Origin of the sequence: Shewanella phaeophyticola, assembly GCF_025398315.1 — a bacterium.
In the GTDB taxonomy this organism is placed as follows: Bacteria; Pseudomonadota; Gammaproteobacteria; order Enterobacterales; family Shewanellaceae; genus Shewanella; species Shewanella phaeophyticola.
This window is the reverse complement of the sequence record NZ_JAODOQ010000001.1, coordinates 3,976,632-3,997,645: the sequence shown is the minus strand read 5'-3', so window position 1 is coordinate 3,997,645 and position 21,014 is coordinate 3,976,632. Positions and strand designations below refer to the sequence as shown.

The 21,014-nt window shown below is 43.8% G+C and carries 12 protein-coding genes and 7 pseudogenes; 12 read left to right on the top strand and 7 right to left on the bottom strand.

All coding sequences use genetic code 11. The features are described from left to right. The first annotated feature begins 25 nt into the window (after positions 1–25). The 4 genes and pseudogenes from istA to N4T56_RS22595 all read left to right on the top strand — a co-directional run bounded on the left by istA (position 26) and on the right by N4T56_RS22595 (position 4,817). Positions 26–1,543 (top strand): IS21 family transposase, encoded by a 1,518-nt coding sequence (istA, locus tag N4T56_RS18475; RefSeq protein WP_188927181.1) that lies wholly within the window; start codon positions 26–28, stop codon positions 1,541–1,543. Further along, positions 1,533–2,296, top strand: a pseudogene (istB, locus tag N4T56_RS18470) (IS21-like element helper ATPase IstB). Before istA ends, istB begins: the two are co-directional and overlap by 11 nt. 968 nt (positions 2,297–3,264) lie before the next feature. Beyond that, positions 3,265–3,570, top strand: coding sequence for a helix-turn-helix domain-containing protein (locus tag N4T56_RS18465; RefSeq protein WP_004249763.1), 306 nt, complete (start codon positions 3,265–3,267; stop codon positions 3,568–3,570). Continuing rightward, positions 3,567–4,817, top strand: a pseudogene (locus N4T56_RS22595) (type II toxin-antitoxin system HipA family toxin). The gene N4T56_RS18465 and the pseudogene N4T56_RS22595 overlap by 4 nt, the downstream one beginning before the upstream one ends. Before the next feature lie 292 nt (positions 4,818–5,109). On the opposite strand, the pseudogene N4T56_RS18445 reads toward N4T56_RS22595, so the two are convergent. Next, positions 5,110–5,268, bottom strand: a pseudogene (locus N4T56_RS18445) (AAA family ATPase); the annotation flags it as partial. 410 nt (positions 5,269–5,678) lie between these two features. Here N4T56_RS18445 and N4T56_RS18440 point away from each other — a divergent pair. Then, positions 5,679–8,834: pseudogene (locus tag N4T56_RS18440) on the top strand (DUF3427 domain-containing protein). 552 nt (positions 8,835–9,386) lie between these two features. Here N4T56_RS18440 and N4T56_RS18435 read toward each other — a convergent pair. The 4 genes from N4T56_RS18435 to N4T56_RS18420 form a co-directional block, all read right to left on the bottom strand. Then, positions 9,387–10,703 carry an anaerobic C4-dicarboxylate transporter gene (locus tag N4T56_RS18435; RefSeq protein ID WP_188919556.1) on the bottom strand — a complete coding sequence of 439 codons (1,317 nt, stop codon included), beginning with the start codon at positions 10,701–10,703 and terminating at the stop codon, positions 9,387–9,389. A gap of 207 nt (positions 10,704–10,910) precedes the next feature. After that, complete coding sequence (locus N4T56_RS18430) at positions 10,911–12,095, bottom strand: winged helix-turn-helix domain-containing protein (RefSeq protein WP_261734244.1); 1,185 nt, start codon at positions 12,093–12,095, stop codon at positions 10,911–10,913. A 42-nt stretch (positions 12,096–12,137) separates the two neighbouring features. Continuing rightward, on the bottom strand, positions 12,138–12,236 hold the full coding sequence (locus N4T56_RS18425; RefSeq protein WP_261734873.1) for a hypothetical protein: 99 nt from the start codon (positions 12,234–12,236) through the stop codon (positions 12,138–12,140). An 88-nt stretch (positions 12,237–12,324) separates the two neighbouring features. Continuing rightward, positions 12,325–12,789: a TetR/AcrR family transcriptional regulator gene (locus N4T56_RS18420; protein ID WP_261734243.1), complete on the bottom strand. Its 465-nt coding sequence runs from the start codon at positions 12,787–12,789 to the stop codon at positions 12,325–12,327. Positions 12,790–13,160: 371 nt separating this feature from the next. On the opposite strand from N4T56_RS18420, the gene N4T56_RS18415 reads away from it, so the two are divergent. Genes N4T56_RS18415 through N4T56_RS18395 form a run of 5 tightly spaced genes read left to right on the top strand, consistent with a single transcriptional unit; the run spans position 13,161 to position 17,168 of the window. Continuing rightward, complete coding sequence (locus N4T56_RS18415; protein ID WP_261734242.1) at positions 13,161–13,433, top strand: hypothetical protein; 273 nt, start codon at positions 13,161–13,163, stop codon at positions 13,431–13,433. Beyond that, the gene (locus N4T56_RS18410) at positions 13,417–14,565 is read left to right on the top strand and encodes an efflux transporter outer membrane subunit (RefSeq protein WP_261734241.1); all 1,149 of its coding nucleotides are present in this window, start codon (positions 13,417–13,419) and stop codon (positions 14,563–14,565) included. Before N4T56_RS18415 ends, N4T56_RS18410 begins: the two co-directional genes overlap by 17 nt. Beyond that, positions 14,562–14,984 (top strand): hypothetical protein, encoded by a 423-nt coding sequence (locus N4T56_RS18405; RefSeq protein WP_261734240.1) that lies wholly within the window; start codon positions 14,562–14,564, stop codon positions 14,982–14,984. The genes N4T56_RS18410 and N4T56_RS18405 overlap by 4 nt, the downstream gene beginning before the upstream one ends. A 46-nt stretch (positions 14,985–15,030) precedes the next feature. Continuing rightward, complete coding sequence (locus tag N4T56_RS18400; RefSeq protein WP_261734239.1) at positions 15,031–16,101, top strand: MFS transporter; 1,071 nt, start codon at positions 15,031–15,033, stop codon at positions 16,099–16,101. 29 nt (positions 16,102–16,130) lie between these two features. After that, on the top strand, positions 16,131–17,168 hold the full coding sequence (locus N4T56_RS18395) for an HlyD family secretion protein (protein WP_261734238.1): 1,038 nt from the start codon (positions 16,131–16,133) through the stop codon (positions 17,166–17,168). A gap of 275 nt (positions 17,169–17,443) precedes the next feature. Here N4T56_RS18395 and N4T56_RS18390 read toward each other — a convergent pair. Further along, a pseudogene (locus N4T56_RS18390) lies at positions 17,444–18,308 on the bottom strand (YicC/YloC family endoribonuclease). A gap of 242 nt (positions 18,309–18,550) precedes the next feature. Between N4T56_RS18390 and rph the strand changes: the two are divergent. Together rph and pyrE are read left to right on the top strand one after the other, a co-directional pair. Next, positions 18,551–19,265, top strand: a pseudogene (gene rph / locus N4T56_RS18385) (ribonuclease PH). A 334-nt stretch (positions 19,266–19,599) separates the two neighbouring features. Then, positions 19,600–20,242: pseudogene (gene pyrE, locus N4T56_RS18380) on the top strand (orotate phosphoribosyltransferase). A gap of 100 nt (positions 20,243–20,342) precedes the next feature. On the opposite strand, the gene folE reads toward pyrE, so the two are convergent. After that, positions 20,343–20,993: a GTP cyclohydrolase I FolE gene (gene folE / locus N4T56_RS18375; RefSeq protein WP_101088524.1), complete on the bottom strand. Its 651-nt coding sequence runs from the start codon at positions 20,991–20,993 to the stop codon at positions 20,343–20,345. Positions 20,994–21,014: the final 21 nt, after the last annotated feature.

Below are 21,014 nucleotides of genomic sequence, written 5' to 3'. Positions count from 1 at the left end.
CCCCCCTTAAGCAGGAGAATGTGGAGTGATTGATGTGTCATTATTAAGTGTTATACGTCGATGGTATTTTCGTGATGGGTTATCCCAGCGAGAAATCACTCGTCGCACTGGATTGTCTCGCAATACTGTACGTCGTTATCTTAAAAGCGACATTGCAGAGCCTGCTTATCCTCAACGTGACTTGCAGAGTAAGGTAAAAGCGTTCGAAGAAGTGCTCATTAGTTGGCTGAAGCGAGAAGCAAGGCAACGACGCAAAGAGCGTAAAACCGTTAAAAATCTGTATGAAGACTTGTTACCCATGGGCTATTCAGGCTCATATGACAGGGTTGCTGCGTTTGTACGTAAATGGCGTGAAGAGCAGAGATTAACTGCATCCAACCAAGTTTACGTGCCACTTGAGTTTGCTGCTGGTGAAGCCTTTCAATTTGATTGGGGCGAGAACTATGCCTTCATCGATGGTCGTAAAACCAAGCTGCAAGTCGCTCACTTTAAGCTCAGTCATAGCCGAGCATATATTCTGCGAGCCTACCCCACGCAAAGCCATGAAATGCTGTTTGATGCTCATAATCACGCGTTTCGGGTGTTTAACGGTGTGCCAGAGCGCGGGATTTACGACAATATGAAAACAGCGGTTGATAAGGTGCAAAGAGGCAAGGAGCGTATTGTTAACCGCCGCTTCCTAACCATGGTTAGCCATTATCTGTTTGAAGCTGACTTCTGTAATCCAGCCGCAGGTTGGGAAAAAGGCCAAGTTGAAAAGAATGTGCGTGATGCGCGATCAATTATCTGGCAACGTTTACCGCGCGTGAGCACGCTAACTGAGCTCAACGATTGGCTAGAGGCGCAATGCATTGCCGACTGGCAATCACGTAAGCATCCTCAGTTTACGGATAGAACCATTGAAGATGTGTGGTATCAAGAACAACGCCAATTGATGAAAGTAACCGCACCGTTTGATGGCTTCATAGAGCATAGTAAAAAAGTATCCTCTACCTGCTTAGTCAGCTTCGACCGCAATCGTTACTCTGTGCCCGCAAGCTTCGCTAACCGGAGAATTAGCCTGCGCGTGTACCCAAGTCGGCTGAGCTTCATCGCTGAAGGGCAGCAGATAGCGGAGCATCCCCGCTCGTTCATGGTGAATCACGATGTACCCGGCAAAGTCATTTACGACTGGCAACACTATTTGCTGGTCGCGCAACGTAAACCGGGGGCACTTCGCAATGGTGCGCCATTTAATACTATGCCCGATAGCTTTAAGCACCTGCAATCCATTTTGCTGCAACGAGCGCGCGGGGATAAGGAAATGGTCGAGGTGTTATCGTTGATATTGCATCACGACGAAGCCGATATTGTGAAAGCGGTTGAAATGGCCTTAGACGCAGGCTGCCCATCTAAACAACATGTGATGAACTGTTTAAGCCGCGTAATTACTCCACCACAGCCTGCGCCCATCCCGATTGGTAGCAGCCTGCAATTAATCACTGAACCAACCAGTGATGCATCACGCTACGACACATTACGAGGTAAACGCCATGCACACTGAAGCTCTATTACACACCCTTAAAACGTTGAAGCTACATGGCATGGCGAGCAGTATTACCGAGTTGACCTCGCAAGACTCACCTGCTTACAAACAAGCTTTACCAATACTCGACACCCTAATAAAAGCCGAGGTAGCAGACAGAGAAGTGCGCAGTATTGCCTATCAAATGAAAATCGCGAAGTTTCCTGTTTACAGAGACCTTTACGGCTTCGACTTCAATGAAAGTGAAGTCGATGAATACCTGATTAGAGGCTTACATCGTTGTGAGTTCATTGAAGATTGCCAGAATGCGGTGTTCGTCGGCGGTCTCTGGCACAGGTAAAACACACTTAGCAACGGCTACTCGGGGTGCAAGCCATTCAACATCATCAATACCGAGTACGGTTCTTATCCACTATCGAGTTAGTGAATACCTTAGAGCTTGAGAAACAAGCAGGTCATGTTGGCAGAATGGCCAATCGCCTAGCCAAGTGCGACTTGGTGATACTCGATGAGTTAGGTTATGTGCCGTTTAGTCAAGCGGGCGGCACTCTGCTGTTTCATTTACTCAGTAAACTCTACGAAAGTACAAGCGTACTTATCACCACCAACCTCAACTTCACTGAATGGTCGAAGGTATTTGGGGATGCAAAACTCACTATGGCCTTGCTAGACAGATTGACTCACCATTGCCATATAATTGAAAGCGGCAATGACAGCTACCGATTCAAAGAATCAACTAAAAAATCAAAGGAGAAAAAGGCTAGAAAATAGACCATAATTATGGTCATATAACACCAATTGGGTGGATCACTTTTAGATGCAAATCGTGGATCAGTTTTACCTGCAAATTAACACTCTTGGGCTTATTTTTTAAAGCTAATTGTCTCAGATACTGATTTACTTCGACACATGGTGAAGTGTCATTATTGAACATCTGTGGAATGTCACCCTTCAATCTTGCCAATTTTGAACGTTTTGACGTTGTGAAATTACAGTACACAATATTCATTTTATAATCTCTTTTTTACCATGTGTATCAGTAGACTAGCCAAAGACATACTGATTTTAACTGAATTAGATATAGTAGCTAATTTACCATTGTGTTACTTAATTCACCTCAATTGTATAGCATAGAAATCTTTATAAGTTAAATAAATGTAGTTTTTATATGGTCATTACTACAAGTTAGATGGAGTAAGGAATTGTAAAATTTAAACGTATATGTACATCAAGTGTAGGTACTACTAACGCGGCAGGCCGATAATAAATACCTTATGAGGCAACTTATTCACCAAACTTAGGTTAGTTACTGTTGAAGATGATTCAGTTGATGTTGTCAGCTTAGGTGTCATTCAGTCGCTTTTGTATCGTGTTTATTGAGCTGGTAAATGATTATACCGAAATAGCCATTTAAAGTGCTATTGAGCGGGTAATTGTCCAACAGCGAAAGTCCAAGCAATAACCCTTTGGGTGATCGATTTCTGAATAGCAATAAACAGACTCTAGTGTTAGCGAGATGTTTATTATTTTCACTAATTTTTCCACACAGGCTCAAGCTCAGTACTATTGCCTTACCCATCGCGAAGCTAAATCTTAAAATGGGATATTAATACCATTTATTCGCTTAAAATGGGAATATAGTACCATTTATTTTTCGTGATAGTTGTTTAAATCGTTGAGTTGGACTATATTCCCATTAATGGTTGAATAATGGGAATATAGTCCCTTTGGCTGGTGATATGGCTAAGCGTGATTTACACAATGTACTGTTTCCAAAGCAGCGTAAAATCCTGACTCATTTTGGTGAGGACTTGTTATTGGCGATGAAACGACGTGGTTTTACAAAAAAACTGCTGTGTGAGCGCACTGGCTTTGATCATAAAACCGTGAACAAAGTCTTCGCAGGTGATCCAGGTGTTGCCATAGGCACTTACTTGAAAGTAATGGCCGTACTTGGCATGGAAAGCAACTTTGCAGAAATGGCCGCTCATGATGAAGTAGGCATCAAGCTTCAAAACATAAAATTGCTGGAAGGTTCAAGATGAGCCGTGAAGTCGTCGAAGTCTATGCCGATTGGCAGCCAATCGAAGCGCCACAGCTAATAGGGCGGCTTACTTACAGCGACTCAAGCCGAGGTGGCGTGTTTAGTTTTGCCTACGATAAAGCGTTTTTAACCTCAACTTATCGCTTGCAAATCGATCCAATGCTTGAGCTTCACTCAGGTGAGCTCTACAACGATGAAGCCGATAAAAACTTCCGTGTATTTCTTGATTCATCCCCCGATCGATGGGGGCGTATTTTAATGCAACGGCGTGCGGCCATTGAAGCGCGCAAGGGCATTCGAGCAACAAGTCGATTAAACGAGTTGGATTACCTGCTGGGCGTACATGACTCTTACCGGATGGGGGTATTCGATTTAGGCGAGCAGGCTCGGATGCTTTTTTAGATGGCAACTCTGAGTTTGCTGCGCCGCCAATGGCTTCTCTGCGAGAGCTAGAGCACGCAGCAATGCAGATTGAAAAAGACGATAATATCGACAGTGACGAGTATTACCGCTGGTTGAAGATGCTGATTTTTCCAGGCTCATCATTAGGTGGTGCAAGGCTCCAAGGCTTGTGTGACAGATGAGCAAGGCCACTTGTGGATTGCCAAGTTTCCCAATTTAAACGATACCCATGACGTGGGGGCGTGGGAGATGGTCTGTTATGAATTGGCTTTGGCGGCAGGTGTTGACATGTTTCCAAGTGAAATTAGGCAGTTTTCCTCTGGGCATCATACCTTTTTAACAAAGCGGTTTGACCGCGACGGCGGAAAGCGGCTGCATTTTTCATCGGCTATGACACAACTGCAATACTATGATGGTGAACAATCTCAAGGTGCCAGCTACTTAGAGATTGCTGAATTTATCTCCAACTTTGGTGCGCAAACCGAAGCTGATCTAGCACAGCTATGGCGTCGTATCGTGTTTAATATTGCCGTGTCCAACACAGATGATCACCTGCGTAATCATGGGTTTTTATTAACAAAGAATGGTTGGACGTTATCACCCGCTTATGATTTAAACCCGATAGTAGGTAAGCACGGCCTGCATCTCAATATTACCGATGCAGACAACGCTTTAGACTACCAATTGGCCTTTGACGTAAAAGACTTCTTCCGGCTTTCTCAAACCCAAGCCACGCAAATTTACGATGAAGTATTAAATGCGGTTAGGCAATGGCAAACCGTTGCAAAGCGGCTAGGGATCAGCCGAGCCGAGCAAGCCATTAAACAATCAGCGTTTAATGTTTAATAAGCTAGGGTCTGTTTAAATTTCCAGTCTCAATTAACCCTTGCTTAGCCAATATTCAAACCATGCCCACAATGCTGTTATTACTTGGGGGCATTGTTTAAAAACTGGGTCATATGCCAAAGAGCAGCCATGGGCGAGGTCTGCTCGCTAACAAGCCATAGTCTGCCTTGTTGGGAGGGGAGTAACTTGTTGACTCAAAAGACAACATCGCAAATTTAACAATGGTTGCCACCGTTAAAATTTTTTGAATATTATAATGTCCACGCCAAACAAACCTAAGTGTCGAGCGCTTTTACCATCTCTGTGGTAAATATTGAGTGTAATATAACGGCATCACGATATTGGTTTGCGCTAACGCTGAAGATCCTTGTGTTCCGGTAAGCTTAAATGTTTTGCTTGTTGCGCACTTTTCGATATATGACGCAAGGGATTTAGCTCGCGAACGTTTACCACGTCATTAATGAGTTGAGTAAAGTTCGTTTCATAAAGCCACCAACCGATGGTAATTAATGCTAATGGCCATAATAAGCATAAAAGAACGCATAATTTACACTTTTATGCGCATAAAAGTGTATTTTTATCGGCGAGGGCGAGGCTTTAAGTGATGCAATAAGTCGTCGGCAATATCAAAAAGTGGCTAAAGCCAGTGTTGCCACTGCCACCCGTCATGTAGCTCAATTAGTCGAGCAGTAATGTTTGGTTAAAACCGGAACGGTGGCAGAAGTATAAGGTATGTGTTGGCGTTGTTAGTTAAATATCTGTTACCGTACGCTATTGATAAATATTAAAGTTTAGATGAATCATACAATAATATTGTTATGGTATATTTTTATCTTCCTTACTTTTAAAGGCCTATCCGACATGGAACAAGTTGGTATATATGAAAAGCTCATTACTCAACTGATAGATAAAAACATCGATCGTGAAGTTTTTTATTTAGGCGAGCGGGCATTAGAAGGCGCAGAGGCCAGTGTTTGGTTATCAAGGTTTTTGACCAAAATTATGGAGCATGCCATCGCTGCAATACCCAGTGGTGCGAGCCAACTTACTGAGCAAATAGGCTTAGCAAATAAGTTGGTATTATGGTTAAACGATCATGTTCAAGATGATCAATTGATCACTGAAAATTTACTCGATAGTCAAGGCCGCATACTCACCGCACTATTCGATAAAAAAAATCCCATATCAACTGACTTTCCTGAATTTACTAAAGCTATTTACCCGTTAACAGGGTTAAGTCAAAGTGAACTTTTTTGTGGCAGCAATGCCGGAATTTCTTTAGACACAGAGCTTAAACGAGAAATTCGCTCAGCGGATAAAATTTATTGGTTAGTGTCTTTTATTAAATGGTGCCGGCATTCGGATTTTTAAAAATGAGCTGGAAGAGTTCGCTCGAAGCGGCAAAACCCTGCGGATAATCACAACATCTTATATGGGCGCGACAGATGCTAAAGCGGTGGAATTTTTAGCAAGCCTTCCAAATACAGAAGTTAAATTAAGCTACAACACCAAGCGAGAACGTCTGCACGCTAAATCCTACTTATTTTTACGTGATACAGGCTTTCACACTGGTTATATTGGCTCATCTAATTTGTCGCATTCAGCACTGACGAGTGGTCTTGAGTGGAATTTAAAAATCACCACTCAAGAAATTCCTCACATTATAGATAAATCCCTCAATACCTTTGAATCATATTGGCAATCGAGTGAGTTTGAATTATTCGATGGCAATATTGAGGCTAAAAACAAACTTCACGAGGCGCTGAGGGAAGCCAAAGGCGGGTATGGCGATAACAGTGCGTTTCATTTTGATATAAAACCCTTCGCACATCAGCGAGAAATTCTTGAACAGTTAAATGTTGAACGTCAAGTACACCAGCGCTTTAGAAATCTAGTGGTTGCAGCAACGGGCACTGGTAAAACGCTTATTTCAGCGTTTGATTTTGCCCGTATTTATAAACAACATCCCGAAGCCAATTTTTTATTCGTTGCTCATCGGCAGGAGATACTTAAGCAAGCTTTGACTGCGTATCGAGGTGTATTGAAGAATAACCAGTTTGGTGAGTTGTGGGTTGCCGAGCACAAGCCTAATAGCTACCGTCATTTGTTTGCTTCGGTACAAAGCTTGAATCTGCAATTAGACAACTTACCACTTAGCGCTGATTTTTATGATTATATTGTGATAGATGAAGTACATCATATTGCGGCCAGTAGCTATCGAGGATTGTTAACGCATTTCTGCCCTAATATTTTATTAGGTTTAACCGCGACGCCGGAGCGGCATGATGGGCAAAATATTCTCGATGACTTTTGTGGGGTAATTGCTGCAGAAATTCGTTTACCCGAAGCAATTAATCAGCGTTATTTATGTCCTTTCCAATACTTTGCTATCGATGATGATACCGATCTTCGCAAAATTAAATGGCATCAAGGGCGATATGATATCGCAGAACTAAGTCATCTTTATACTCATAATGAACAACGAGTCACGCGCATTATTAGAAGCTTGAATGACACCGTTACTGACATTCGTCAGATAAAAGCCTTGGCGTTTTGTGTCAGTAAACAGCATGCCGAATACATGGCGAGTAAGTTTACCCTAGCCGGTATTAGTGCTGATGTCCTCACCAGTGATAATAGTCATGAGAGGCAACAAAAACGCCAGAGTTTAATCAGCGGTAATGTACACATTTTGTGTGTGGTGGATATTTTTAATGAAGGCGTCGATATTCCTGAAATTGATACGTTATTGTTTTTACGTCCAACAGAAAGCCTGACCATCTTTTTACAACAGCTTGGAAGAGGATTGCGTTTAACGGATGATAAACAATGCTGCACCGTATTGGATTTTGTGGGTAATTCTCGTGATGAATATGATTTTTCACAAAAGTTTAGGGCGCTGGTTGGTAAAACAAATCAATCTATTAAAGATGAGATAACGAGTGATTTTCCTCATTTGCCTTTAGGTTGCCGAATTGAGTTAGAAGAACAGACTCAGGCAATGATTTTGCGAAACATTAGCCGTGCAACCATGAATGCGAGCAGACTGCGACAGTTGATTAATCATTTTGAACATCAAAGTACACTCACTTTAAGCTTGGCTAATTTTTTACGTTTTAATCCCAATGTACAGTTAGAAGATATTTATAAGCTAAAAATGAGTTGGTTAGAACTCGTTGAGAGCGCAAATACAAATCAAATTGACAAGCCACATCTAGATACGATCCTCGCTAAGGCCTACTATCGTGCGATAAATTTTCACCTGCTCGGCTGCAATTCTATTTCATATTTACAGTTTTCAGCTCAGCTCGTTATCGACAATTTTAGCTTCGATGATACCAATATAACCCAATGTCAATTTGCATTAATGTGCCATTATAATTTCTGGGATAAATCTGGCTCAGAACTTGGCTTTACTAGCCTTAAGCAAAGCTTAGCAGCGTTGAGGCATAAACAATTACAAGCAGAACTGCTTGATGTTATATCGTTACTTATAGATCGAATTCATCATAGCGAACTTGAAATGAATATCCCCTCAATACCTACCTTAAAAGTGCATTCAAGATATACCAGGGAACAAATACTCGCCGCCAGTGGTGCAAGTTCTTTTGACAGAAAATCAACCGCAAGGGAAGGCGTTTTAGTCCTTAACGATCTTAACGTTGAATTACTGTTTGTGACCTTGAAAAAGTCGGTCAAACAATTTTCACCAACGACCATGTACCATGATTACGCAATTAATGAATCGCTATTCCATTGGCAATCTCAAAATAGCGCGAGACCAGAATATGGCAGAGGTTTAGGCTATATCGAGCATGAAAAAATGGCCGTAAATTGATTTTGTTTGTGCGTGAGCAAGCGAAAGATGAAAACGGCCGCACCATGGGTTTTGTCAATTTTGGTTTTGTGAAATATGTAAAACATTCTGGGTCACAACCGATGAATATTACATGGAGACTTGAGGAACTAATGCCCGACTTTATGTGGCATGAAACTGCCAAACTGGCTATCGGGTAGGCAGTTTGGCATAGGCAAGTGTTGAAAACAGGATGTTTTCGTCAAGCCCCCATGGACGGGTTTACGGCGTGTTGCATAGGACGATATGGTGGGCGAACTGGTACATAATCCAGCAGATAACTTAGTCCCCATCTTAATGCTTTAGATTATTCAAATCGCTTAAAAATAGCATCGACATGCTATGTGGCATAAAGCTGCCAATTGCCAACTACCTACTATTAGCGACCAACGGACTATCGGGTAGCCAACCATATTGGCATAGGCAACTGTTGAAAACAGGAAGTTTTCGTCTAGCCCCCATGGATGGGTTTACGGCGTGTTGCATAGGACGATGTGGTGGGCGTATTAACCCATGTACCTGTCGATAACTCATCAGATAATTTCAGTTTCTTGTCTTCGTTTTAGCTCTTCGGTCTTTAGATTCTCAATAATTAAAAACAACAATGGCAGCCACGTTGGCTGCCATTCTTATTGATGCGAGTGACTTATTTGGGTCAATTCACTAGCGGTTTATCACTTTATTCAAAGCTCAAATCAAAACTTAAGTTGAGATTAGTTAATCGCCATCGATATAAAGTAACCCACAAATGTTGCAGTGATGACGCCGATAAAGCCAGGAATGATAAAACTGTGATTGAGCACGTACTTACCAATGTGAGTGGTACCGGTTCTGTCAAAACTAATGGCCGCTAAATCACTTGGGTAAAATGGGAAAAAGAAGTAGGCATAACATGCGGGTAATACACCAATTAATACTGGTGCTGGGATGCCGAGTGAATACCCTAATGGCAACATAATGGTTAATACCGCCGCCTGGCTTTTTAAGAAAACAGACGATACAAACATCGCGATAGCAAATGTCCATGGGTAAACACTGACAAGGTCGCTCACCGCGCTGACTAAATAGCTTTTGTGGTGACTAATAATAGTGTCACTCATCCATGCAATACCAAAAATGATGATGACCGCGGTCATACCTGCAGTAAATACATTGCTGGTGACAATTTTTTTGGGCGACACATTGGTGGCCAATAAAATTATTCCGCCGACTGAGAGCATCATAAACTGAATCGCGACTGACATTTTCACGCCAGCTGGCAGTATTTGCTTGCTAAACATGGCGACCACAATCACCGCAAGAATACCCAGCAAAAATACCGTTAAGCCTTTTTTCGCCGTTGATTGTGCCGCAGGTGTTTCGGCGTCGTCATCTTGTGGGTCGATTAATGACTCACGGAAATCTTTATCCGCTAAGCGGGCTTGAAACTCGGTGTCTTTGTCTAAGTCTTTACCGCGTTTTAAGCTCCAGGTACAGGCAACTAGTAAACCCGTTAAGGTTGCAGGAATGGTCACCATAAGCACATCGATTAAGCTGATATCAAGATTGTTATCAACCGCTGTTGCTAATACTACCGCAGCTGCTGCGGCAATTGGGCTGGCGGTAATGCCCATTTGCGACGCCACAGTCGCCATTGCTAATGGGCGTTCAGGACGAATGCCTTTTTTATAGGCTACATCGTAAATAACCGGGAGAAGTGGGTAAACCGAATGGCCAGTACCCACCAATACGGTTAAAGAATAAGTACATAACGGGCCTAAAAACACGATATGTTCAGGGTGTTTACGCAGTATTTTTTCAGCAAACTTCACTAACAGATTTAAGCCGCCAGTGGCCTCGAGTGTTGCAGAGGCCGCCACTACCGCAAGAATAATTAACATGACGCTGATAGGCGGTGAACCAGGCGCGATACCAAACACAAACGCCAACACCGATACGCCCAAACCACCGAGTAAACCAAACGCGATACCGCCATGGCGGATACCAACAAATATCACCGCTAGTAACAGCAGCATGTGTATATAAAACATCGTGTATTCCCCATGTAGGTTGTAATTTTATTTTTTGACCTTTTGAAGGTATCTCACAACGTATTTATGGTTAGTGACTTAATTCAAGCTATTGAATTAGCAACTTGAAAAATGTGTAAAACGTGAACAAGGTTGCATACTGATTTACATCAATGCAGAGCAAGCCTTATTAGTGGAAGGAGAGCAATGGTTAAACGATGCCGCTATTTATTTGCAGGCTATGTGCAAAACCTTACCTATGGTTTTGTCGTTACAAGCCACTAACTGCCAACGCTGACAATGGTTGAACTGGCTGTAATGATCAATGGCATCGATAAACGCGGGTACAAAAGCATCTCTGCTTAATGTTTCTGCACTAAATGCATCTGGCTCAAAATGGAGTTGTTGCAGTAGCAAGCATTGGTTTTTACGATCGGCTTTTACATCCACACGGCCAACAAAGCGGTCGCGCCATAAAATAGGCAGAGAATAATAACCGTATTGGCGTTTAGGCTCAGGTACATAGACTTCGATTTGATAATCAAACCCAAACCATTGTTTAAGCTTTTGCCGTTGAATGACTAAATTATCAAACGGATTAAGCAGCCAAACTTTATTGGGTATGGTACTGGGGAGGGCGAGGTTGGGCAGATAAAAATAAACTTGTTTGGAGTGTGGCTCGGTAAAACGGGCAATGTCTCCTTGCTCGCACATTTGCGCCAATGTTTGCGTCAAAAGAGGCTTAATGCCTTTGCGAAGGTACTGAATTTGCTGCAAATTGCCAAAACCATGCGCCACTAAATAACGCTTAATTAAATGCCGAGCAAACTCGCTGTCGCTGGGCACTGTGGTATCTATATGGTTTGGTAACACGCGCTCGGTTAAGTCATACACCTTTTGAAACTTGTCGCGTTTTGCCACCATCAACTCGCCTTGCATAAACAGCTGTTCAAGGGCTTTTTTGGCGGGTTTCCAATCCCACCAAGTGCCAGCTTTAGCGTCGGCGTCGTGCTTAAACTGGCTGGCTTTTAACGGGCCTTCTGCTGTGATGCGGGCTTTTACCTCGCGCATGACTTTATGCTCAGGTTCAAACCAATGTTTGTCGCCTTGCTGTAATTGCTGCTTGCGATACAAACTAAACCGATAATCTTCCATGGGCAGGTATGCCGCCGCATGGGACCAATATTCAAACACGGTTTTATCGCCCATCGCCTCATCTAACATGCTGGTGGCATAGTGTGGCAGCCTGCTATGCAATACATGATGATGCGCGCGCTCGACCACATTAATGGAGTCTATTTGCACATAACTTAATTGCTGCAATAGCGATGGCAATGACCCAAAAGGCTGCAACAAACCTTGCTGCTGCATACTTAACTGTAACCATTGTGCGGGTGAGTAAGGGTTGGTCATTCATTGCCTTTTATATGACATGGGAGAGCGCTAAGCGTTACCTTAGCGCTTGCCATAAGAGCGTATAAACGTGTCTATGGCAATGTCTACCCAGCGATCAATGGTGGCTTTTTTAAGGGGTTGATCGGGGTGAGTTAAAATCTTTAAATGAAGCTCACTACGAAACAGTGTGACAAATACATCAGCAGCCTCGTCGATATTGATATCGCTTAGGTCAATTTCGTTGGCGTTATAGGCACTGGCTTAAGCAGTTGGCCACCATGGATTTTACGATTTTAGAGCCAGAATTATAAAACATATGCCCAAGCGCTGGAAACCGCGGTGCTTCAGCGATAACCACTCGGTATAACGACAACGCTGGCGCCGACAACGCAACACCAAGATAGGCTTGGCCTAAAACGCGTAAGCTTTCGGTGATATTACCCGGCACGAATGTTATGTCTTTAATGGATGCTGTAAACGATGCACATTCGTTTTGCACTACGGCTAAAAAGAGCTTCTCTTTATTTGAAAAGTGCGCGTACACGGTCGATTTAGACACGCCTGCTTCGCGTTGGATCATGTCTGTCGTGGCTGCGTTAAAGCCGTGAGTTAAAAATATTTTGCTAGCAGCATTGAGCACAGTCCTTGCTTTTGGGCAAAGGTCGAGTGTGAGTTGCGCAAGGGCAGAAGGATCAGTTACAGCGTTTTCCATATAAAACTCGCTTGACAATAATCTTTGATATAGGCACTATATCAAACCGTACGGTACAGTTCAAATTTTATATTAAAGCTTGCGATGTCGTGCAATAGAAATTCGTTAGTGCAGTTATAAACCCTAACGAATTTTTTTATTTACCTAACAATCAAACCGAGCGGTACAGTTTTGTTGCTATGGTTTGATTGAGCTCATAGGCGCGGTTGATCTTTCAAGGTTGTTTTGCAGCAAGGATCAACAGGCCTCGTTAATTTAGGAATAGTTGTCATGTTATTTACGGGTAGAAGTAATACGTTTTCACCACATGCATTGGCGTTAGCCGTGTCGTTAGCTGTGTTGTCTGGTTGTACATTGGCTCAGACTTTACAGTGCCAGAGAGCGAAATAATCCAAACGGCAACTGAGGCTCGGTCTGATTACGGTTACGCCGAACAAGCTACCCAACCAACACTTGATTGGCAATGGTGGGCGGTATTTAACGACCCGATATTGACGCAATTACAAGCCAAAGCTCAAACCGGAAATATAGACTTACAAATTGCGACCAGCCGAATAGCGCAAAGCCGTGCGGCGTTGGGGATCACAGCTGCCGACCAACAACCTAGGCTCTCTGCAAACGCCAGTTATGCCCGCAGAAGGTAATAGCGAAAATGGCAAGATGGTGGCATTAGGCGCGCCGTCGGAGGCCGAAAATTATTGGACGGCAGGTTTTGATGCCAGTTGGGAGCTTGACCTTTGGAGCCGTGCACAACGGGCGACAGAAGAAGTTAACGCAAAATTAGATGCGTCGTTATACCAGCGTGAAGCCATTCGTGTCAGCTTAGCTGCTGAAGTGGCCAAGGCATATTTGCAATTGCGCAATGCGCAAACTCAGCTAGCCATTAGTTTAGACAAGCAGCAAACCGCTGAACAGATTGTCGCGTTAATGCAAAGCCGTGAAGATAATGGTGTGGGCAGGCATTTTGATACGATTCGCGCCCAAACTGACTTAGCGACATTAACGGCAAGCTTACCTGAGCTCACCATGCGCAGTAATCAATTAATGAATGCCTTAGCATTATTGTTAGGTGAGCAGCCTCGGGCATTAGATGCATTGTTAGCCACATCCAATAAACCGATTCAACTGCCAGCGGGTGTGCCGGTTGAGATCCCGTCTGACTTAGCATTACGTCGCCCTGATATTCTTGAGGCACAAGCCAATTTACATGCAGCAGTGGCTGCTATTGGTGTCGCAGAAGCTGATTTTTATCCTCGAGTGACCTTGTCTGGCAGTTTGGGGCTTGAGGCTTTTGACAGCAATGACCTACTGAGTTGGGATTCGCGCTCATTTTCGGTTGGCACTAAAGTGTATTTGCCTATTTTTTCAGGCGGCAAGTTAACTCAGCAACTTGAGTTAACAAAAGAAAAGCAAAAGAGTTCAGCTTTGAGTTATCGCAAAACAGTGTTGGCTGCCTGGCACGAAGTGGATAACGCTATCGATGCGTGGCGCGCACAACAAAGCCAACAGCATAAATTGTCTATTGCGCACCAATACACTGAGCAAGCTATGAAGATGATTGAGCGCAATTATCAGCAAGGCACCAGTGATCATTTAGCTGTTTTGCAGCAAAAAGGACAAGTGCTTAACAGTCAAATTCAACTGAATAACAGTACCACTCAAGCTGAAATGGCTGTGGTGAGTTTATATAAAACCCTTGGTGGTGGTTGGGATAATAGCCAACCCGTTACTGAAAAAAGCGCAATGCTAATTACAACACTTGGGGAGGTTAAATGAGTACCGCGGTGCTTTCTGAACCTGCTGCAGTTGTGCCCAAACGCATCTTTGGCATGCCCATTCATGCATTGGCTGGACTGTTAGGTATTTTTATTGCGGCCATGATGTCTGGCCTTAATAACCGTGTGGGCTCGCTGGGTTTAGCTGATGTGCGCGGCGTGATGGGAGCAGGTCTTGACGATGCCTCTTGGTTGCAAACTGCATACGCCATGGGCGAATTAATTGCCATGCCATTTGCCTCTTGGTTTGCGATTACCTTGTCGGTAAGACGTTTTCATTTGTCGATGGTGTTTGTGTGTGCGCTTATTGCGGCTATGTTGCCTTTTATTCAAAACTTAGATGTGTTGATAGGACTTCGCTTTGTTCAGGGCATAAGTAGCGGCGCGTTAATCCCAATTTTGATGATGGCGTGCCCTTAAGTTTTTACCTCCCCATATTCGTTTACATGGCTTGGCTTTGTATGCAATGACCGCCACATTTGCGCCTAATTTAGCTGTATGGTTAACCGGTTTGTGGACTGACGGCTTGTCAGACTGGCGTTGGATTTATTGGCAGGTGATCCCTTTGTGTGCAGTCGCTGCATTTTTTGTGGGTTGGGGCTTGCCTAAAGAAGAGGTTAAATACGCCCGCTTTGCAGAAGGTAACTGGCTTGGGATGTTTTGCGGCGTAATATCGTTGTTATTGCTCACTATTGCGCTAGACCAAGGTGTACGCCTTGACTGGTTTAACTCCCCGTTAATTGTCGTGTCGTTAATTGGCGGTGTGATTTTGTTTGGCTGTTATGCCTTGACCGAATGGCACCATGATGCGCCTTTTATTAAACCTCAATTAATGGCACGTAAAAACCTGCTAATCGGCACAATTTTATTAACGTTTTTACTTGTGGTGTTGATGTCTGGGTCGATGTTGCCGTCAAACTACCTTGCGGGGTTACAAGATTATCGGGTTATGCAAATTGCGCCAATTGGGCTGCTAATTGCCTTGCCGCAGTTGGTGTTAGGGTCTGTGGTGGCATTGTTATTGTACCAAAAATGGGTCGATTCTCGGGTGATGCTGGCCATTGGCTTAGGCATTATTGCTTTGGCCTGTTTTTCTGGCGCGCAACTAACTCCGCAGTGGAATCGCGACCAATTTTTAGTTGCTCAGTTGCTGCAAGCCATTGGTCAACCTATGGCCGTAGTGTCGATTTTATTTTTAATGACCAGTGTGCTGCATCCAAGTGAAGGCTCTTATTTTTCGGGGGCGATTAACACTTTTAGGGTGTTTGGGTCGCTTATAGGTGGTGCAATAGTGGGCCAATTGTTAACGGTACGCAGCCGTTTTCATAGCGACATGTTACTTGACCATGCAGGCATTGTTGATGGTGCCATTCCACAAGCGCTAGACGCATCAACCCTAGGGACAACTGTTGCCCAGCAATCTATGGTGCTGTCGGTGATTGATGCCTATTTAGTGTTGGGGGTACTCGCACTTATTTTGATCCCCTTGGCATTGATGATGACCTATGTGCCTGCGCCGGATCTAACCAAATCGTAAATTTATGTTTTGAAAGTGAGTAATTGAAAATGGCAATATCTAAATCTATCAAAGTTACCGTAGTTACAAGTTTATTCGTTGTGGCGATTGGCGGTGTGTTTTACCTAAATCAACCTGAATCAGCAAATGCGACACAGTCGACAGATGATGCGTATATTCAAGCTGATTTTACGCTTGTATCCCCACAAATTGCCGGCAAAATAAGCCAGGTATTTGTGGATGATAATGACGTGGTTAAGCAAGGCGATGTGATTGCGACCCTTGATGATCGCGATTTTGTGGCCGCAGTTAACACTGCCAAGGCTCAGGTGGTTAGCGCCCAAGCGAGCATTAAAAGCTTGCAAGCCAAGTTACTTAATCAAGACGCGGTGATTGAGCAAGCACAAGCAACCTTAGATGCTAATATTTCGACGCTTAAATTAGCGCAGTTTAACCTTGAGCGTTATCGCAATCTGGCGACTGATGGCTCGGGTACCGTGCAGGCGCAGCAAGAAGCGGAAGCGCAAGTGAGTATTGAGCAGGCTAACCTTCGTAAAAACGAGGCAGGCTTGTTGGCGGCTAAGCAAAATAAAATGATTCAACAAGCTGATATTGACCAAGCTAAGGCAGCGTTACAGCAAGCGCAATCAATGTTAGATGTGGCAAATTTGCAGTTATCTTATACACAAATTACCGCACCCATTGATGGCATAGTGGGCAAAAAGTCTTTACGGGTGGGCAGTTACGTTAATCCTGGGGTGTCGCTATTGGCTGTAGTACCGCTAGATCAGGTTTATGTGCATGCCAATTTTAGAGAAACTCAGCTTGCCAATGTAAAAGCTGGCCAGGCAGTGAATATTGAAGTTGATGCACTACCGGGTAAGGTGTTTACAGGCCATGTAGACAGTTTAGCCCCAGCAAGCGGGGTGAGTTACTCCGCCGTTGCGCCGCACAATGCCACAGGTAACTTTACTAAAATTGTTCAGCGTTTACCGGTAAAAATCATCATTGATGCTGGCCAGGTTGATGCCGCACAGCTTCGCGTTGGCATGTCAGTGGTACCTACTATTACTGTGAATAACAGCTAGATTTTGATATACACCACTTTGGTTGTATGGGCTTGTATCACATAACAGAATGGTAATTATAATGATTGTAGCGACACGATTATTGTTTTACACGCTATAGCAGGTAAAAGCTGTTTTAACGGTTATAGCGTGTAATGCCCGACTTTAATTGCCGTAGTGTACAGGTGGTGTAAGGCTTAAAGGCTAATGGATTATTTAAGCTACTGATATCAAAAACTACACAATGAAGCCCAGCAAATGCTGGGCTTCATTGTTACTGCGTTCAAGCTTAAAGCTTATTCAACATTTTGGATCTGCTCGCGCATTTGCTCAATCAATACTTTTAATTCAACTGCGGCTGAGGTGATTTCTGCGCTAATTGATTTAGACGCTAGGGTGTTTGATCTCGCGGTTGAATTCTTGCATCATAAAGTCTAAACGACGACCTTCGCTGCCGCCTTTTTTAAGGATGCGGCGTGCTTCTGTTACGTGGGCTTCAAGTCTGTCCATTTCTTCGGCAACATCTTGCTTTTGCGCGAGGAGTACCATTTCTTGCTCAATGCGTGCTGGGTCGAGTTCACCGGCAATATCGGCTAAACGGTTGGTGAGCTTGTCGCGTTGGTACTGCATGACGGTTGGCATGTGTTCGCGCACAATATTAACCTGCTCCATTACCCCATCTAAACGAGTGAGTAGCATGTCTTTAATGGCTTCACCTTCACGGCCGCGCGCTTCGATAAACTGATCGATTGCGCTGTCAAATGCTGTCATTAGCTCTGCGCCAATGGCGTCCATGTCTTGCTCGGCAGAGGCGAGCACGCCTGGCCAGCGTAATACGTCAGTAAGGCTTAATTCGCCTTGACCGGCTTCTTCTTTTAACCAGTTGGCAGCACTTAATAATTGCTTGGCTAACGCTTGGTTTAGCTGTAATTCGTTACTGCTGTTGTCGGCTAATTCATAACGTAGATTGACTTCGACTTTGCCGCGGTTAAGGCGTTTACGTAGGCGATCGCGTAAGACAGGTTCAAAGCTTCGAAACTGCTCAGGTAGGCGCAGGTAGGTTTCTAGGTAGCGCTGGTTGACTGAACGAATTTCCCATGAGGCGGTACCCCATTGTGCTTTGTGCTCAATACGAGCATAGGCTGTCATGCTTTGGATCATGAAGTGTCCTGTTATGTTATTACGCAAATGTGGGTTGATTATAGCCGCTTTAGGCCTCTGGATTAAAGGATTAGTGCGGAGATTTGTGCTGTATCTTGGTTGATATCAATCATATGGATACTAAAGTGGGAGAGGTCATAGGTTAGCGATGACGAATAGGGTGGGTTTGTCATGGCATCTGACGGCGTGAAGCTCTATAATATGCGCTCAAATCTGATATGAATTCGACTACAGGACTTTTCATGCGCCCAAGTAACCGTACACCAGCTCAAACTCGCCCTATTACTATTACGCGTTCTTTTACTGCACATGCTGAAGGCTCTGTTTTAGTTGAGTTTGGCGACACAAAAGTATTATGTACTGCCAGCTTTACTGAAGGTGTGCCACGTTTTCTTAAAGGCCAGGTACCAAGGTTGGGTGACTGCTGAATACGGTATGTTACCGCGTTCAACCCACAGCCGTATGGACCGTGAAGCGGCTCGAGGTAAGCAATCTGGTCGTACACAAGAAATTCAGCGTTTAATTGGTCGCTCTTTACGTGCAGCTGTTGATATGAAGCTGTTAGGTGAAAACACTATCGTTATCGATTGTGACGTGATTCAAGCTGATGGCGGCACACGCACTGCGGCCATTACTGGTGCTTGCGTGGCGTTAGTGGATGCCCTGAACTGGGCTCGTGGTAAAGGCATTATTAAAGCTAACCCACTTAAGTTTTTAATTGCAGCGGTAAGTGTGGGTATTTACAAAGGCGAAGCGATCAGTGATTTAGAATACATTGAAGACAGCGCAGCTGAAACTGACATGAACGTAGTGATGACTGAAACCGGTAAGATTATTGAAATTCAAGGTACTGCTGAAGGCGAGCCATTCAGCCATGAAGAATTAATTGAACTACTTGGTCTGGCTAAAAACAGTATTCGCGAAATCGTCGATGTGCAAAAAGCCGCATTAAGTTAATATGCTGTTGAAAATGATGAATCGATTACGGTCCTTTTTTATACCATTTCCATTAATTATGTGACCAATCAGAGTCGCTCAGACTGTTCAGTTTGAGGCGCATTGTTGAAATAATGGTTATTCCCTTCTAAGGCAATGCAACAAAGAAATGGACAGTCTGAGCGCCTCCTGCAGGCGGGTTTCTGTGCCTTCTATGCTGCTTTATAGGATTTTGACGTAGAGCAACTATGCCTACAATCCTATTACTTGCCTAGAAGACACAGAATTCCCGCTGAATGACCAGATAATTGCTGGAATTGGTATTAATCTAAAATTTGATGAAAGAGGAATAATCGTGAAAGCCTATCAACGCGAATTTATTGAGTTTGCATTAGCCCGCCAAGTATTACGTTTTGGTGAGTTTACCCTTAAATCTGGCCGTACGAGCCCGTACTTTTTTAATGCCGGATTATTTAATACGGGTAAAGACTTAGCGCGTTTAGGCCGCTTTTATGCTGCTGCGTTAATGGATTCTGGCATTGAGTTCGACTTGTTGTTTGACTACAGCTTATAAAGGCATTCCTATTGCCACCACTACAGCTGTTGCCTTGTGCGATCATCACTATGTGGATATTCCTTACTGCTTTAACCGCAAAGAGGCTAAAACCCACGGCGAAGGCGGCAGTTTGGTTGGCAGCGAGCTTAAAGGTAAGGTGATGCTGGTGGATGATGTAATAACCGCTGGTACTGCGATCCGTGAGTCGATGGAAATTATTAATGCCCACAATGCTCAACTTGCAGGCGTATTAATTGCATTGGATCGCCAAGAAAAAGGCAAGGGCGAGTTGTCGGCGATTCAAGAAGTTGAGCGTGACTTTGGTTGTCAGATTGTGTCGATTATTAAGCTTGCTGATTTAATTAGTTACTTGTCTGAAAAGCCGGGCATGGAAGCTGAGCTTGCTAGCGTCAGCGCTTACCGTGAGCAATATGGTATTTAGTTTAGACAAACTGATCCGCTGAGACTGGAAAATTAAAAAAGCTGCACAATAGTCATATTGATGCAGCTTTTATTGCTCTTTTTAGCGTAATTCGAATACGTTATTTCACTTGGTGTAAAAACTCAGCACGGGTAGCCGGATTTGATTTAAAAATACCGCCAAGCGCTGTGGTGGTGGTTGAACTGGTTGAGTCCATTACCCCACGAGATTTAACGCAGTAATGTACCGCATCCATTTTTACGGCAACATCTTTTGTTTCAAGCAAGGTTTGCAACGCCACTAACACTTGTTGAGTTAGGCGTTCTTGCACTTGCGGACGTTGGGAAAAGAAGCGCACGATACGGTTAATTTTAGATAAGCCAATAATTTTAGTGCGTGGCAAATAGGCTACCGTTGCGAAGCCGTCGATGGTCACTAAATGGTGTTCACAAGTACTGGTTAAGCTAATGTCTTGTACGCGCACCATTTCATCCACCCCCATCTTATTTTCAATGACGGTGATTTTGGGAAAGTTTTCGTAATCAAGCCCCGAGAAGATCTCGTCGACATACATTTTTGCAATACGCCGCGGCGTGTCAGCCAAGCTGTCGTCGGTTAGGTCGAGTGACATTAAGGTCAAAATTTCACGCATATGGTGTTCAATTTTAACTTTACGTTGTTCAGGCGTGGAAGTTTTTGGCAGCATTGGGGTTTCTAGCCCACGATCTTTTAGTGCTGCTTGTACTTTAATTGCGGCTTCACTGAGTGCCATATATCCTCCAACGACTCTATA